Below are 14,319 nucleotides of genomic sequence, written 5' to 3' on the forward strand. Positions count from 1 at the left end.
GCGGGGCGGGCACGGGCACCCCGCCGGTCGCGTCACGCCGCGGGCTCGACGTAGGCGGTGCCGGCCAGGAGCCAGTCGACCAGCGCGGCCTGCGGCAGGGGTCTGGCGAAGTGGTAGCCCTGCCCGTACCGGCAGTCGACGGCCGCCAACCGCTGCACATGCCGGCTGGTCTCGATGCCCTCGGCGACGACGTCCAGCTCGAGGGTGGCCGCGAGCTGGACGATGCCACGCACGAGGTCGTACTGCCGGTCTGAGGTGTCGATCGTGTCGACGAACGACTTGTCCAGCTTCAGCGTGTCCACGGCGACGGCGTGCAGGTAGCTGAGCGAGGAGTAGCCGGTGCCGAAGTCGTCGATGGAGATCCGCACACCGGCGGCGCGCAGCGTGGCGATGTCCGTATGGATCTGCGCGTCGTCGCCCAGCAACAGGCTCTCGGTGATCTCGATCGTCAGCGCCTCCGCCGGAAGCCCCGCACCGGCCAGCGCGGTCAGGACCCGCTGCACGAAGCCCGGCGAGCGGAACTGCCTGACCGACACGTTGACGCTCATGGACAGCTCGTCGTGCGGGAACAGCGCGCGGAAGTCGACGGCCGCGTCGATGGCGTGGCGCATGACCCAGTCGCCCAACGGGACGATCAGACCGCTCTCCTCCGCGATCTCGATGAACTCCAGCGGCGGCACCAGCCCCAGGTGGGGATGTTGCCAGCGGACCAGGGCCTCGAAGCCCTTCACCCGGGCGCTGACGAGCTCGACGATCGGCTGGAAGTGCAGCACGAAGGCGTCGTCGGCCAGGCCCTGGTCCAGATCGGCGCGCAGCCGCATCCGGCGCAGCGTGTCGGCATGCATCCCGGCCTCGTAGCGGCGCCATCTGCGGTCGGTGCCTTTCGCGCTGGACAGGGCGACGTCGGCCTGGCCCGACAGCTCCGCGGCATCGGCCGCGTCAAGCGTGGTGGCGATGCCGATGGTCGGCTTGGCCGTCACGACGCTGCCGCGGGACGGGCCACCGACGACGAAGGGTGCCTCGAACTCGCCGGCGATCCGCCTGGCGAGGTCCTCGAAGTCGACCGCCGACGATGCGACACCGAGGACACCGAACTCGTCGGCGCCGAGCCGGGCGACACCGTCCACCCGCACCGGCGCCGCCGGTCCCGTCTCCTGCTGCGAGCACACCTCGAGCAGCCGCCGGCCGAACGCGCTGAGCAGCGCGTCACCGACCTGCTGCCCCATGGTGTCGTTGACGGTGCGGAACCCGTCGATGTCGACCAGCAGCACCCCGACCGTGGTCCGGTCCGGCTCGCCGTCGCCGCGCCGGGCGATCGCCTCCTGCACCGAGTCGTGGAACCGCAGGCGGTTGCCGAGACCGGTCAGCGGGTCGACGTAGGCCCGGTCGATGAGTTCCTGCTCCAACCGGCGCCGTTCAGTCACGTCGTGCAACGTGAGCACCCTGCCCGCCACCGTCGGTTCGTCGGACAGGTCGCGCATGCTCACCTCGACGTGCGCTTCGCCGCCGTCGCCCCGGTGGGCACGGACCAGGTGCACGGCTTCGACGCCGGCCGGCGGCGGAGCTTCCAGCAGCTCGCTGAGGGGCCGGCCGGCCACGTCGGCGAAACCGAACAGCTGTCCGGCCGAGGGACTGGCGTAGGTGACGGTGTCCTCGGCGTCGACGATAAGGATGACGTCGGTGGCGTTGAGCACGAGCGTGCGGAAGTACGCCTCGTTGTTGCGCCGGGTGATCTCCTGGCTCAGGTTGATGTGCTCCACCATGCTGGCCGCCTGCCCGGCCAGCACACGGACCGATTCCTGCAGCTCCACCAGCGCCCGCTCGTCGGCGGCGACATACAGGGCACCGAGTTGGTGGCCGCCGACCGACAGGGCGCATCGCAGCGTGAGCTCGAAGCCGTCCAGCTGCGCGGCGAGCTGCGCCGGTAACCGGTCGACGTACACCATGCTCACCACGGTGTCGCACCCCGCCGCCCCGCCGCCGTCGGCGCCGTGACGGACCTGCAGGACGGTGCGGTGTGCGGTCCCGTCGCGCAGCAGCGACGCCACCGCCGCCCGCACCACCCGGTCGACCGTGTCGATGTGGGTCGCCGCCAGGAGTGCCTCGCACGCGCGGCGAAGCTCGCGCTCGCGCACGACCATGTGCCGCAGGCCGCGGGACACGAGCCACACCCGGCTCAGCGAGAGTCCCACGAGCGTCGTGGAGCCGGCGGCGATCACCACACCGTTCTCGACCGGCCCTTTGATCGCTTCGAGCAGGAGCAACGCCGGTGCGGCGAGCGACGCGACGGCCAGCGCCACCCGGCGCGGCTTCAGCTCCCCGGACGTGATCACGCGCGGCTCGGTGAGCAGCCGCATGGACGGGTGCAGGGCCGCGAGCCCGCCGGCCGCGCAGAAGACGATCCAGCCGAGGTCGACCAGGCCGCCGAGGTTCCAGGCGCCGTCCAGTCGCCGCAGACTGAACACGACGTCGGAGGCCAGCATCACCGCCCCGGAGGTCAGCAGCAGCGCCACGCTCCAGGTGCGGTGCGCCTGCAGGAACAGGTGCACCATGATCGCCAGCAGCAGCACGTCGCACAGCGGATAGGCGACGGACACCGCCTTCTGTGTCGCGTTGAGCGTCGCGTCGGTGAGGTTCGGTTCGATCAGGAACACCCAGGCCAGCAGCCCGGCCCCGGCGGTGAAGATCAACGCGTCGATGATGGCGGCCCAGTCCCGCCCTCTGGCGCCCGACCGGGCCAGACCCAACATCCCACCCAGGAGCAGCGGGAACACCGCGCCGAGCGACACGGCGTCGGCCAGGGACGGAAACGCGTCGGAATGCAGCACTTCGGTCAGCACCACGGCGATCACCGCGCTGACCGCGAAGGCGAGCGTCCCGCCGGCCCACAACCACCACGGGAGCCGGCGGCGAGGCCGGTGCCGCACGACACCGTAGACGATGGCGGCCAACGTGATCAGGACCATCGCGACGAAGGTTGCGAGACCGAGGTCGGGGGCCAGCACGTAACTCACGGCGAGCACCGCTGCCCCAGCGGCGTAAATCCAGCTCACCCGTGCCGTCACACCGTCCACTCCCCTCCATCGCGCCACGAGCACACGTCGAGCCACACGTCACGATCGACGCGCCAGGAGCCACTGTCGCGTGCGGCTCGTCAGCAGACAAGGGTCGCCCGCTCACCAGGTTCATCGGCCGCGCGGGACGGTCGGTGAGGAAAACCACCGCTGCCAGCGACGGAGCCCTCTGTCAAGGTATCGACATGGACTTCTCCTGGCTCGACGTGACGACCCTTGCCGAGCGCCCGGACCGGATGCCACTCGTCCAGCAGTTCGACGACCCGACCGTCGCCCCGTTCCTGTACCAGGACCCCGTCTCATCGGCCCTGTTCGCCGACCTGATTGTCCGGCACCCGCAGTACACCGTGCTGGCCGTGGACCGCCGGACCGAGCAGCCGGCCGCCATGGTCTGCACGTTGCCGTTCACCGCGCCGGACCCGCTGCCCGCCGGCGGATACGACGCCGTCCTGCTCGCCGCCGCCGGTGACACGCTGGCCGGCCGCGCCGGCCCGGACGTCTCGGCGCTCTTCGCCACCGTCCGGCCCGACCTGCGCGGCCGCAACCTGTCGGGGCACATGCTCGACGTGGTCAAACGCAACGCCGCTCGGCTCGGGCACACCGCGCTCCTCGCGCCGGTACGGCCGACGAACAAGCATCTGCACCCCACCGTGCCGATGCGCGAGTACGTCACCTGGCGGCGGGCCGACGGCACCGCGGCCGACCCGTGGATCCGGGTGCACGAGCGCGGCGGTGCCCAGTTCGTCGCCGTCGCGCCCCACTCCATGACGATCGTCGCCGAGCTCGAGCAGTGGCGGGCGTGGACCGGGCTGCCGTTGCTGACGCCGGGGCCGACCGTCGTGCCCGGCGGGCTGGTGCCGGTGCACTGCGACCCGGATCGGGGCATCGCCACCTACGTCGAGCCCAACGTGTGGTACCGGCACACGCTGGCGGACGCCTCGTGAGGCGCACCGGGCCGTGGTGCCGGGTCCGGGAAGGTCGACGCCCGGCATCCTGGAGGTGGTGACGCGTTACGGGATGGCGCTGCGCAGGGCGAGGTCGACCGTCCCGGTGAGGGCCGGCACCCCCGCCACCGCGGCGATGACCAGCGCCAGCGTGGCAGGTCGGGCGGGCGCCACGACCACGCGGTGGATCCAGCGCGCGACGACGGCACCGCCGACGACGGCCGCCGGGGCCACCGCGGCGGCCAGCGCGTACCAGTACGGTGTGACGGCGGTGCCCCAGACGGCGTAGACGTGGATCGAGAACGTCGCGCCGGCGAGCAGGTACCGGACCAGTTCCGGTACGCGGAACGTCACGGCGAACGTGACGGCGGCGGTGAGCAGCGGCAGGCCGGTCACGGCCCGGGCGTCGTCGGCCAACCCGTATCGGGCCGCTTCGTCGGCGGCGGTGCCGGCGAGGCTGAACGCGACGAGGACGGCCACCACCAGCCAGTATCTGGCGCGCCGGTCGATCGCGCGGAGCAGGCCCAACGCGAGACCGGTCCACGCCGCGGCAACGATGACGTATGCGGGGTTGGTGTGGGTGAGGTTCGCCTGATCCACGATGCGGACCAGATGCTGGTAGTCGGGGTTGACCCCGAGCGCGCCGGACGAGCCGGCCGTGATCGCGAACTGCCGCGTCGGGTAGTTCTGCAGTGGGCCCATGAAGACCGCGCAGGCGAAGACGGCCAGATAGCCGATCAGGTATCTGGTGGGTGCCCACATCGGCCGGACACCTTGCAGCGCGATGCGGCTGGCCAGGACGCCGAGGGCGATCAGGGCCAGTGAGCAGCCCAGCATCGCGTGCGGGAACGACCAGTTCGTCTCGTCGAGGCCGAATCCCGTGTGCCACGACGCGTCGGCCGGTCCGGCGAACGCGATACCGGCGAACCCGCCGCTGAGCAGGACGAGCGCGCCGGGATGTGCCGTGCCGAGGAACGGGACCGGTCCGGGCAGTGGCAGTGTCGCGCCGAAGCAGTCGCGCAGGGCGGGGCGCAGGTTCAGCACGGCGACCAGCGTCATGGCGATGGCGGCGAAGGTGTAGATGAACAGGTGCGGCGGGCTGAAGAACCCGTCGAACGGCTGGGTGCGGTGGTACTCACCGTCCCATGACCCGCCGACCGCGAGATCGAACAGGACCACCCACACGGCCGACCACAGCACGAGCCAGGCCGCGCGGGGCCGCCGGCGCCTGGTGTCGTCGTGCCGGCTTCGCCCGCCGTGCGGCTGCATGCGATGCCCTCTCGTTCACGGTGCTTGGGGTCGGTGGCGGCACCACTGGAGGTTCAGTGCGGCAGGTCGGCGATGCCGTGTTCCGCGATCGCCTGCCGCAAGGGTGGCGGCGCCGATCGCAACTGCAGCGCGACACCCCGCAGTGCCGCCGCGCGTGTCGCGCGCAGCAGCAGTTGCACGCCGGTCGCCTCGATGCGCCGTACCTGCGCGAGGTCGATGACCAGCCGCTCGATGCCGTTGCCGGCGAGGTGACGGTCGAGGTGGGCGCGGAGCGCTTCGGTCGTCGCCGCGCTGAGCACTCCGTTGAGGATGAGGCGCGTCTCTTCGATGCCGTGCACGTGGACATGCACGTCGAGCATCAGTCGTGCCTCCCCCGGTCCTGACCCGTCGTGACGGTCGCGGTCACGGCTCGTGGTGCCCGCCGCGGCCGGCCCACCGCTCACGGCGTCGGTGCGCGCTTGCACTGTAGACGACCGATTCAGCAATGTACATTTGCTTGACAGCAGCACCAGCCACGTAAAGTGCGCCGCGCCCCCGGACCGCTGGATCGTCACGGCTGGTGGCGACGGCCGACACCGGCGAGGCCCGCGTGGCCACGGCCCGGGACATCAGCGCCGCACTGGGCGGCTGACCGGCGGGCGGTGCTCGCCGCGGCCCGGGGCAGCGGCTAGCATTCGCCGGGATGGTTGCACCAGGCTCGTACCGAGAACGCAGTCGTGCCCGGCTGCGCGACGACCTCATCGCCGCCGCCCGGGATCTCGCCGTGCAGCGCGGCTGGTCCGACGTGCGCGTCGCCGACGTGGCACGGGCCGTCGGTGTCAGCCGGCAGACCGTCTACAACGAGTTCGGCGACAAGGCCGGACTGACCGAGGCCCTCGCCACCGCCGAGATCACGCACTTCGTCACGCAGGTGCGGGACCGGCTCGCCGCCGCCGGCGACATCCGGTCCGGTGCCTACGCGGCGATCCGGCACACCCTTGACGAGGCCGCCCGCAACCCGCTGATCAACTCGATCCTGACCAGCGCCCGTGGCACCGGCGACGAGCTGCTGCCCTACCTGACCACCCGCTCCGACGTGGTCCTGCAGGCCGCCGGCGCAGTGGTCGAGGCCTGGCTGACCCCCCTCACCCCGCAGGCGTCCGAGCAGCTGCGGCACACCGCGGTGGACGCCGTGGTGCGCCTGACGGTCAGCCACATCGTCCTGCCGGACGCGACCGCCGAGCAGACCGCGACGACGCTGGCGGATCTGCTGGTGCGGCTCGTGCGGCACGACTGACGGCACGCGCCGGACACCGCACGAGCCCCGGGCGGGGGTACAGCCGTGCAGCGGCGCCGGACTGCGATCGCCTGTCCGTCGACCGGTGGACGACGGGCGCCGGACCGGGCCCGACGATGGGCGGGTGAGAACTGAACACGCGATCATCGTCCGCGGACTTCGCAAGACGTACGGCGGGCACGCCGCCGTCGACGGGCTGGACCTGAGCGTCGCGCGGGGCGAGGTCTTCGCGCTGCTCGGCCCCAACGGGGCGGGCAAGACGACGACCGTGGAGATCCTTGAAGGCTTCCGGCGGCGGGACGCGGGCGAGGTGTCGGTGCTCGGGGCGGACCCCCGGGACCGGGACCGGGCGTGGCGCGGCCGGATCGGCATCGTGCTGCAGTCCACCGGCGAGTTCGAGGAGCTGACCGTCACCGACGTGGTGCACCACTTCGCGCGGTACTACCCGAACCCCGACGACCCCGAGAAGGTCATCGAGCGGGTCGGCCTGGGCGCCAAGCGGGGTGCCCGGGCGAAGGTGCTCTCCGGCGGGCAGCGGCGCCGCCTCGACGTGGCGCTCGGCGTCATCGGCCGGCCGGAGCTGCTGTTCCTCGACGAGCCGACGACCGGGTTCGATCCGCAGGCCCGACGCGAGTTCTGGGACCTGGTCCGGGACCTGGCCGCCGGCGGCACCACGATCCTGTTGACCACCCACTACCTCGACGAGGCCGAGGCGCTCGCCGACCGGGTCGGGGTGATCGCCCGCGGCCGGCTGGTGGAGGTCGCCACCCCCGCCACGCTCGGCGGCCGCAACACCGCCTCGGCGCGGGTGCGCTGGCTGGCGCCCGAAGGCCCGCAGGAGGCCGTCACCGGTACGCCGGCGCGGCTGGTGTGCCAGCTCGTCGAACGGTTCGGCGGCGAGGTGCCCGAGCTGACCGTCTCGCGCCCGTCCCTGGAAGAGATCTACCTGTCGATGATCGGTGAGGATGCCCGGTGACCACCCCTGTGCGCGCTCGTACCCTGCCCATCGGCCTGCTGCGCGGCGGCCTCGAGGTCCGCCAGTTCTTCCGGGCCCGCGAGTCGATGATCTTCTCGTTCGCGCTGCCGATCCTGCTGCTGGTGGTGTTCGGCTCGGTCTTCGGCGGTGACGTGGCTCCCGGCGTCACGTTCACGCAGTACTTCGTCGCCGGCATGATCGCGGCCGCGCAGCTGACCAACGGCTTCCAGACCCTCGCCATCCAGATCCCGATCGAACGCGACCGGGGCGTGCTCAAGCGCCTCTACGGGGTGCCGATGCCGGCCGCGTCGTACTTCCTCGGCAAGGTCATCATGGTGTACCTGGTGGGCGTCGCCGGCACCGCGCTGATGCTGGTGATCGCCGCCGCCTTCTTCGGGCTGGACCTGCCGGGCACGGCGCAGCGCTGGCTGACGCTCGGTTGGGTCACGCTGCTCGGCATCGCCGCCTGCACCCTGTGCGGGATCGCGTTCTCCTCGATCCCGCGCGAGGGCAAGCGGGCCGCCGCCGTGGTGACGCCGGTCGCGCTGGTCATGCAGTTCATCTCCGGGGTCTTCTTCGTCTTCACCGACCTGCCGTCCTGGATGCAGCACATCGCCGCGGTGTTCCCGCTCAAGTGGATGGCGCAGGGCATGCGCTCGGTGTTCCTGCCGGACTCCTTCGCGGCCAACGAGCCGGCTGGCTCTTGGGAACTCGGGCGGGTAGCCCTCATGCTGTCCCTGTGGGTGATCGCGGGGTCGGCGCTGTGCCTGCTGACGTTCCGGTGGACGGCGCGGGAGGACCGTTGAGCGAGGCCGTCGCGGTGCCGGAGCCGCACTTCTGGCTCCGGCACACCGCCGGCTGGCACGTGTTCGCGGTGATCGTGTTCCTGCTCGGCGCCGGGCTGCTCGCGCTGGACGTCGAGTCCGGCGTCCGGGCCCGGCTCGTCGCGGCGGGGCTGCTGGCCGCCCTGCTGCTCTGGTACGCGCTGGCCGGCGCCCGCCTGCTGGCGCACCCCGACGAGCGGCGCGGCGCGGTCTACCTCGCCGGCGCCGTCGTGCTGTTCGGCGCGCTGCTGCTGGTCGCGACGACGTCGATGCTGCTGCTCCTGCTGGTGTTCAACCCGCAGATCTTCATGATGCTGCGGCGGTCGTGGAGCCGGGCCGTGGCGCTCGGCGGGCTCTACACGACGGTCGCCGGTGCCGTGCTGTACCACTTCGGCCCCACCTCCGACGGCGCCGCCACGCTCGCGGTCGGTGTCGTCATGCCGCTGGTGATCGCGGTCGTGATCGGCGTGTTCGTCACCGGGATCATCCGGCAGAGCCGCGGCCGGGCGGACCTCATCGAGCAGCTCACCCGCGCCCGGGCCGAGCTGGACCGCGAACGGCACGCCGCCGGCGTCAACGCCGAACGGGCCCGGCTCTCCGCCGAGATCCACGACACCCTCGCTCAGGGGTTCACCAGCGTCCTGATGCTCACCCAGTCGACCAGGGCGGTGCTGGAGACCACGCCCGAACGGGCCGTCGACGGGCTGGACCTGATCGAGCGCACCGCCCGGGAGAACCTCGCCGAGGCCCGCTCGCTGGTGGCCGCGCTCTGCCCGCCCGACCTCACCGGCCGCAGCCTGCCCGAGGCGCTGGTCCGCCTGGCCGAACGGCACACCCGCGACACCGGGGTGCCGGTCACCGTCGACGTCGGCGCCGAGCGGGGCGCCGCCGCACCCGAGGCCGACACCGTCCTGCTGCGGGCCGCGCAGGAGGCGCTGAGCAACGTGCGGCGCCACGCCGCCGCGTCGGCGGTCCACATCACGCTGTCCGGCGACGCCGTCGCCATCACCGACGACGGCCGCGGGTTCGACCCCGCCCAGATCTCCGGCGGGTACGGGCTGAGCGGCCTCCGCCGCCGCGTGCTGTCCCTCGGCGGCACCTGCGACGTCCGGTCGGCCCCCGGCGCCGGCACCTCGATCAGCGTCGCGGTGCCGGTGTGAACGGCCCGCGCCGGGGCGGATCGGGGACCATCTCCGTCGTCGTGGTCGACGACCACCCGGTGGTCCGGGTGGGGCTGCGCGGCATGCTCGCGGTCGCCGACGACCTGGTCGTCGTCGGTGAGGCGAGCTCCGGCGACGAGGCGCTGGTCCTGACCGCCGCCCTCCGGCCGGACGTGGTGCTGATGGACCTGCGGATGCCCGGCATCGACGGGGTGGAGGCGACCGGCCGCATCGCCGCGCGGTTCCCCGGCACCCGGGTCCTGGTCCTCACCACGTACGGCACCGACAGCGGCCTGCTGCGGGCGGTCGAGGCCGGCGCCGTCGGGTACCTGCTCAAGGACGCTCCGATCGCCGTGCTGGTCGACGCGGTCCGCTCGGCGGCGCGGGGCGAGACCGTGCTGGCGCCGCCGGCCGCCGCCCGGCTGGCCGACCGGCAGCGCGGGCCGGTGACGGAGCGCCTGACCTCGCGCGAGGTGGAGGTGCTGCGGCTGGTCGCCCGCGGACTGTCCAACGTGGAGATCGCGCGGGCGCTGTACATCGGCGAGTCGACGGTCAAGACGCACCTGCTGCGCACGTTCGCCAAGCTCGACGTCAACGACCGGACCGCCGCGGTGACGGTCGCGCTGAGCCGGGGCATCCTGCCGGCACCGACCTGAACAGGTCCGGCCGGCATCGACACCTGTCATACTGAACGGCGCGGGCGTGCCCGCCCCGGAACGGAGGACCGGCATGCGCACTCGGGTGTGGGGCCGGACGCTGCCGGTCGTGCTCGCCGTCCTCCTGCTGGCCAACGGCGCCCAGGCCGCGCCCCGTACGGCCGCCGCCGGGACGCCCGCCGAGGTCTCCGGTCCCGCCGTGGTGCTGCCGAAGATCGACTGCGCGGCGCTCACCGGGCTGGACCTGTCGCAGGCCCCCGGCGCCCCGGCCGCCATCGGGTCCGCGACCGAGACCGCCTCACCGGGCGGCTGGCCGGCCTGCGAGGTCAAGGGCGTCGTGGCGCCGCAGATCCAGTTCGACGTGCTCCTGCCGACCAGGACGTGGCGGCAGCGGTACCTGCAGACCGGATGCGGGGCGTTCTGCGGCAGCGTCGACTTCTACGCCGACGCGGCGGACGGCTGCGTGCCGCTGGACCGCGGCGACTTCGCCGTGGCCACCAACAACCAGGGGCACGTCGGCGTCTCCGGCTTCGACGCCATCTTCGGCACCGACCCGCAGCTGCGCGTCGACTTCGGCTACCGGGCCGACCACGTCGTCGCGCTCGTCGTCAAGCGGATCATCGCGCTGTACTACGGGCAGGGCCCGCGCTTCTCCTACTTCGACGGCTGCTCGCAGGGCGGCCACGAAGGGCTGACCGAGGCGCAGCGCTACCCGCACGACTTCGACGGCATCATCGCCGGCGCCCCGGCGTCGCTGTTCACGTCGCTGATCGTGTGGTCCACGGGCTGGCACGCCACCGCGAACACCGACGCGCAGGGCCGGCCCGTCCTCACCGCCGCCAAGCTCCCCGCGCTGCACGCCGCCGTCCTGCGCGAGTGCGACGCACGCGACGGCCTCGCCGACGGCCAGCTCGACGACCCGCGCGCCTGCGCGTTCGATCCGCGGACCCTGCGCTGCCCGCCCGGCGGCGACAGTCCCGACTGCCTCACCGACGCGCAGGTCGACGCCGTCCGGAAGCTGTACGACGGGCCACGCGACGAACGGGGCCGGCGGATGTACCCGGGCGGCGAACCCGTCGGCTCGGAGGCGAACTGGGCCCGGTACGTCACCCCGACCGCCGCCGGCGCCCCGGCCGTGGCCGAAGGCAACGCGACGAACGCGTTGCAGTACCTGGTCTACCCGACCCCCCGGCCGTCGATGACCCTGCGCGACCTGCGCTACGACTCGGCGACGTTCGCCGAGATCGCCCAGCAGGCCGGCATCTACGACGCGAGCGACCCCGACCTGACGGCCTTCCGCGCCGCCGGCGGCAAGCTCCTGCTCTGGCACGGCTGGGCGGACCAGGCCATCTCGCCGTACGGGACGATCGCCTACTACCACGCCCTCACCGAGCGCATGGGCGGGGCGGCCGCCACCCAGCGCTTCGCCCGCCTGTTCATGCTGCCGGGCGTCGGGCACTGCGGCGGCGGTCAGGGACCGGACGCGTTCGACGCGCTCACCCCCACCATCGCCTGGGTCGAGCACGGCGTCGCGCCCGACCGGCTCATCGCCACGAAACGCCAGGACGACACGGTCGTACGGACCCGGCCGGTCTACCCGTACCCGACCGTCGCCCGCTACGACGGCAGCGGCAGCACCGACGACGCGGCGAACTTCGCACCGGTCCCGCCGCCCAGCCGGTACGAGGACGACATCGCCTGGCTCGGCTCGTTCCGCTCCGGCTACGAGCAGACCTGCGGCTGGCACGACGGCCGCTGGACCTGCACCCCGGCGCCCGCGCCGAACTGACGCGGACGTCCGGGTCTCGAACTGGTTTCCCGTGCGGCGATGGCTGCGGCTGGACGACGTCGCCGGGATCCACGCGGCTGGATCCTGCGCCGGTGCGGCCGCGGCCGAGTCAGACTCGTGCTGTAGGGACGATGGTTGGAGGCAGCGATGTGTCGGTGGCTGGTGTACTCGGGCTCTCCACTGCTGCTCGAGGAGATCCTCTACAAACCGGTCCATTCCCTGATCGATCAGAGCCGCCACGCCCGGCTGGGGGTGGACACCACCAACGGCGACGGGTTCGGCGTCGGGTGGTACGGCGTGGGTGAGGTGCCCGGGCTGTTCCGCGCCGTCGGCCCGGCGTGGAGCGACCGCAACCTGCACGAGCTGGCCGCCCATGTCAGCTCGCCGCTGCTGCTGGCGCACGTGCGCTCGTCCACCGGGACGGCGGTCCAGCAGACCAACTGCCACCCGTTCCGGTTCGGGCGGTGGCTGTGGATGCACAACGGGTCCATCGCCCGGTTCGCCACCTTGAAGCGTGACCTCATGCTGGCCGTGGACGCCGAGCTCTTCCCCGCGATGGAAGGATCCACCGACTCCGAGCTCATGTTCTTCCTGGCGCTCACCTTCGGTCTGCGTGACGACCCGCCCCGCGCGGTGGCCCGGATGGTCGGCCTGGTCGAGGCCGTCGCGAGCCGGCACCAGGTCGCGGAGCCGGTGCAGATGACCGTCGCCACCTCCGACGGCTCGACGGTCTGGGCGTTTCGCTACTCCACCCGGCACGAGTCCCGGTCGCTGTTCTACAGCACGGAGATCCGGTCCCTGCGCCTGCTGCACCCGGAGATTCCCGCGCTCCGGCTGATATCCGACGAGTCCCGGATGATCGTCTCCGAACCGTTGGGTGACCTGCCGGGCGCCTGGAACGAGGTACCGGAGTCGACGTGCAGCGTGGTCGCCGGCGGCGAGGACCTGATCCACGCCTTCCACCCGGAGCCGCCGGCGTGACAGGCGGGGACCCCCGGCGGTGCCCCGCCGGGGGAAGGCCGCGACACCCACGAGGGTGGCCGGCCGCGCTGTCGCGGTTCAGTGTGCCAGCGCTTGAGCGGCCCTGTGCCACAGGTCGCGTTTGCCGCCGTTCGACCGCTGCTGCTCCCCCGCCAGCGCGCTCACCGCCACCAGCGCGCCGGTGAGCGCCGGGATCGACCACTGCGCCACCCGGAGTTTGCGCTGTGCCGAGGAGATGTCCGGTGGTGTCTCCGGCGCGGGTTCGGTGACGCCGGTGACCGGTACCTCCGCCGCCTGCTCGATCTTCCGGCCGAGGACGCGGCTGTAGGCGGTGGCACCGAGCGCGGCCAGCGTCAGGCCTGTCTTCACGGCGCTCATCGTGGCGACACCGCGCTGACTGCCGACACGATCGGCATTGGTGATCAGCAGGCCGGCGGCGCCCGCCAGGTGGCTGCCGATCGCCGCGGCGTTCACCGGGGTCCACCTGTCCCAGCCGATCGACGCCACCTTCATCCGCTCACGCGGATTCTGCACCTTGGCGGCCGCGCCGTTCAGGCCGACCGCACCCATCAGGGATCCACCGAACCAGGTCGCCAACCCGGCGTCGTGCAACGAACGCAGGACCGTGTTCCGCTCAGACATGTCCGCCCCCGATTTCCGCGGCTTCGAATGCTGCTGCATGCTGTCTCGAACGTCCGGACCCGCTCTACCCGTCAGTCGCCGGCAATCACCTCACGCTCGCGTGCTTTCGGAGCGGACCTCGACCGGCCGGGCGGTGTTCCCAGCAGTGCTCAGCCGATGCCGGCCAGGTCGGTGGTGCAGTGCGGGCATCGGGTCGCGGCGACCGGTAGGTCAGCCAGCCGGCAGCTCGGGCACTCCTTGGTCGGGGCCGGCTCACCGAAGACCGTCTTGCCGCGGCGATGCATGTACGCGCGGTAGGGAACGACGATCAGGTAGTAGATGACCGCCATGAAGATGACGAAGTAGACGAGGGCGCCGATGAACGCGCCGAGGTCGATCCGCTGGCCGTTGACCGACCAGCCGAGCCCCTTGCCGGCCGCGCCGCCGCCCGCGATCGCGTTGATCAACGGGGTGATGATGCTGTCGGTGAAGGATTTGATCAAGGTACTGAAGGCCAGGGCGACGACCAGACCCACTGCGACGACGATGAGGTCGCCTTGCATAAGGAAGTTCTTGAAGCCCTTCAACATCCGCATACCCCTGCCGTGACGCGCTCGCGGCCACTGTCCCTCGTCGCACCATGAGAGCACTCCGCCGGCCGGGCCGGGGTGGGAGCGCGTGACCGTCACCTGGCGACAGTCCCGGGATCACCCGGGCTACCCCGTCGTCGGTCGCTTCGCCTCCCGACG

The 14,319-nt window shown here is 72.3% G+C and carries 13 protein-coding genes; 8 read left to right on the forward strand and 5 right to left on the reverse strand.

The genetic code is table 11. The features are described 5' to 3' along the window. Positions 1–32 precede the first annotated feature (32 nt). Positions 33–3,014 carry a putative bifunctional diguanylate cyclase/phosphodiesterase gene (locus OP18_RS25735; protein ID WP_156089772.1) on the reverse strand — a complete coding sequence of 994 codons (2,982 nt, stop codon included), beginning with the start codon at positions 3,012–3,014 and terminating at the stop codon, positions 33–35. A 245-nt stretch (positions 3,015–3,259) separates the two neighbouring features. Between OP18_RS25735 and OP18_RS25740 the strand changes: the two genes are divergently transcribed. Further along, positions 3,260–4,018, forward strand: coding sequence for a hypothetical protein (locus OP18_RS25740; protein WP_033361591.1), 759 nt, complete (start codon positions 3,260–3,262; stop codon positions 4,016–4,018). A gap of 66 nt (positions 4,019–4,084) precedes the next feature. Here the strand turns inward: OP18_RS25740 and OP18_RS25745 are convergent, their stop codons facing one another. Both OP18_RS25745 and OP18_RS25750 read right to left on the reverse strand, forming a co-directional pair. Next, positions 4,085–5,287, reverse strand: coding sequence for a hypothetical protein (locus OP18_RS25745; RefSeq protein ID WP_033361592.1), 1,203 nt, complete (start codon positions 5,285–5,287; stop codon positions 4,085–4,087). Between the two features lie 53 nt (positions 5,288–5,340). Then, positions 5,341–5,646, reverse strand: coding sequence for an STAS domain-containing protein (locus OP18_RS25750; protein WP_033361593.1), 306 nt, complete (start codon positions 5,644–5,646; stop codon positions 5,341–5,343). 323 nt (positions 5,647–5,969) lie between these two features. Here OP18_RS25750 and OP18_RS25755 point away from each other — a divergent pair, with 323 nt between their 5' ends. The 7 genes from OP18_RS25755 to OP18_RS25785 all read left to right on the forward strand — a co-directional run bounded on the left by OP18_RS25755 (position 5,970) and on the right by OP18_RS25785 (position 12,949). Next, positions 5,970–6,563, forward strand: coding sequence for a TetR/AcrR family transcriptional regulator (locus tag OP18_RS25755; protein WP_033361594.1), 594 nt, complete (start codon positions 5,970–5,972; stop codon positions 6,561–6,563). A 124-nt stretch (positions 6,564–6,687) separates the two neighbouring features. Then, entirely contained in the window at positions 6,688–7,539 is an 852-nt protein-coding gene (locus OP18_RS25760) for an ABC transporter ATP-binding protein (protein WP_033361595.1), read from the forward strand. Continuing rightward, the gene (locus tag OP18_RS25765; protein WP_033361596.1) at positions 7,536–8,345 is read left to right on the forward strand and encodes an ABC transporter permease; all 810 of its coding nucleotides are present in this window, start codon (positions 7,536–7,538) and stop codon (positions 8,343–8,345) included. The genes OP18_RS25760 and OP18_RS25765 overlap by 4 nt, the downstream gene beginning before the upstream one ends. Continuing rightward, positions 8,342–9,523, forward strand: coding sequence for a sensor histidine kinase (locus tag OP18_RS25770; RefSeq protein WP_081971100.1), 1,182 nt, complete (start codon positions 8,342–8,344; stop codon positions 9,521–9,523). Before OP18_RS25765 ends, OP18_RS25770 begins: the two co-directional genes overlap by 4 nt. Further along, entirely contained in the window at positions 9,520–10,179 is a 660-nt protein-coding gene (locus tag OP18_RS25775) for a response regulator (protein WP_279327131.1), read from the forward strand. The genes OP18_RS25770 and OP18_RS25775 overlap by 4 nt, the downstream gene beginning before the upstream one ends. 73 nt (positions 10,180–10,252) lie before the next feature. Beyond that, a complete protein-coding gene (locus tag OP18_RS25780) occupies positions 10,253–11,968 on the forward strand; it encodes a tannase/feruloyl esterase family alpha/beta hydrolase (RefSeq protein WP_081971101.1) in 1,716 nt (571 codons plus the stop codon). Between the two features lie 147 nt (positions 11,969–12,115). Then, positions 12,116–12,949 (forward strand): class II glutamine amidotransferase, encoded by an 834-nt coding sequence (locus OP18_RS25785; RefSeq protein WP_033361597.1) that lies wholly within the window; start codon positions 12,116–12,118, stop codon positions 12,947–12,949. A gap of 78 nt (positions 12,950–13,027) precedes the next feature. Here OP18_RS25785 and OP18_RS25790 read toward each other — a convergent pair whose 3' ends face one another. Both OP18_RS25790 and OP18_RS25795 read right to left on the reverse strand, forming a co-directional pair. Continuing rightward, positions 13,028–13,630, reverse strand: a complete 603-nt coding sequence (locus OP18_RS25790) for a hypothetical protein (RefSeq protein ID WP_211273672.1) — start codon at positions 13,628–13,630, stop codon at positions 13,028–13,030. A gap of 110 nt (positions 13,631–13,740) precedes the next feature. Continuing rightward, positions 13,741–14,160 (reverse strand): MscL family protein, encoded by a 420-nt coding sequence (locus OP18_RS25795; RefSeq protein WP_033361654.1) that lies wholly within the window; start codon positions 14,158–14,160, stop codon positions 13,741–13,743. Between the last annotated feature and the right edge of the window lie 159 nt (positions 14,161–14,319).

It is taken from the genome of Dactylosporangium aurantiacum, assembly GCF_000716715.1.
In the GTDB taxonomy this organism is placed as follows: domain Bacteria; phylum Actinomycetota; class Actinomycetes; order Mycobacteriales; family Micromonosporaceae; genus Dactylosporangium; species Dactylosporangium aurantiacum.

Excerpts from the sequence above, each read along its gene's own strand:
- OP18_RS25745 (WP_033361592.1), bottom strand. The coding sequence starts at position 5,287 with ATGCAGCCGCACGGCGGGCGAAGCCGGCACGACGACACCAGGCGCCGG.
- OP18_RS25790 (WP_211273672.1), bottom strand. The coding sequence starts at position 13,630 with ATGCAGCAGCATTCGAAGCCGCGGAAATCGGGGGCGGACATGTCTGAG.
- OP18_RS25740 (WP_033361591.1), top strand. The coding sequence starts at position 3,260 with ATGGACTTCTCCTGGCTCGACGTGACGACCCTTGCCGAGCGCCCGGAC.
- OP18_RS25780 (WP_081971101.1), top strand. The coding sequence starts at position 10,253 with ATGCGCACTCGGGTGTGGGGCCGGACGCTGCCGGTCGTGCTCGCCGTC.
- OP18_RS25785 (WP_033361597.1), top strand. The coding sequence starts at position 12,116 with ATGTGTCGGTGGCTGGTGTACTCGGGCTCTCCACTGCTGCTCGAGGAG.
- OP18_RS25795 (WP_033361654.1), bottom strand. The coding sequence starts at position 14,160 with ATGTTGAAGGGCTTCAAGAACTTCCTTATGCAAGGCGACCTCATCGTC.
- OP18_RS25755 (WP_033361594.1), top strand. The coding sequence starts at position 5,970 with ATGGTTGCACCAGGCTCGTACCGAGAACGCAGTCGTGCCCGGCTGCGC.
- OP18_RS25750 (WP_033361593.1), bottom strand. The coding sequence starts at position 5,646 with ATGCTCGACGTGCATGTCCACGTGCACGGCATCGAAGAGACGCGCCTC.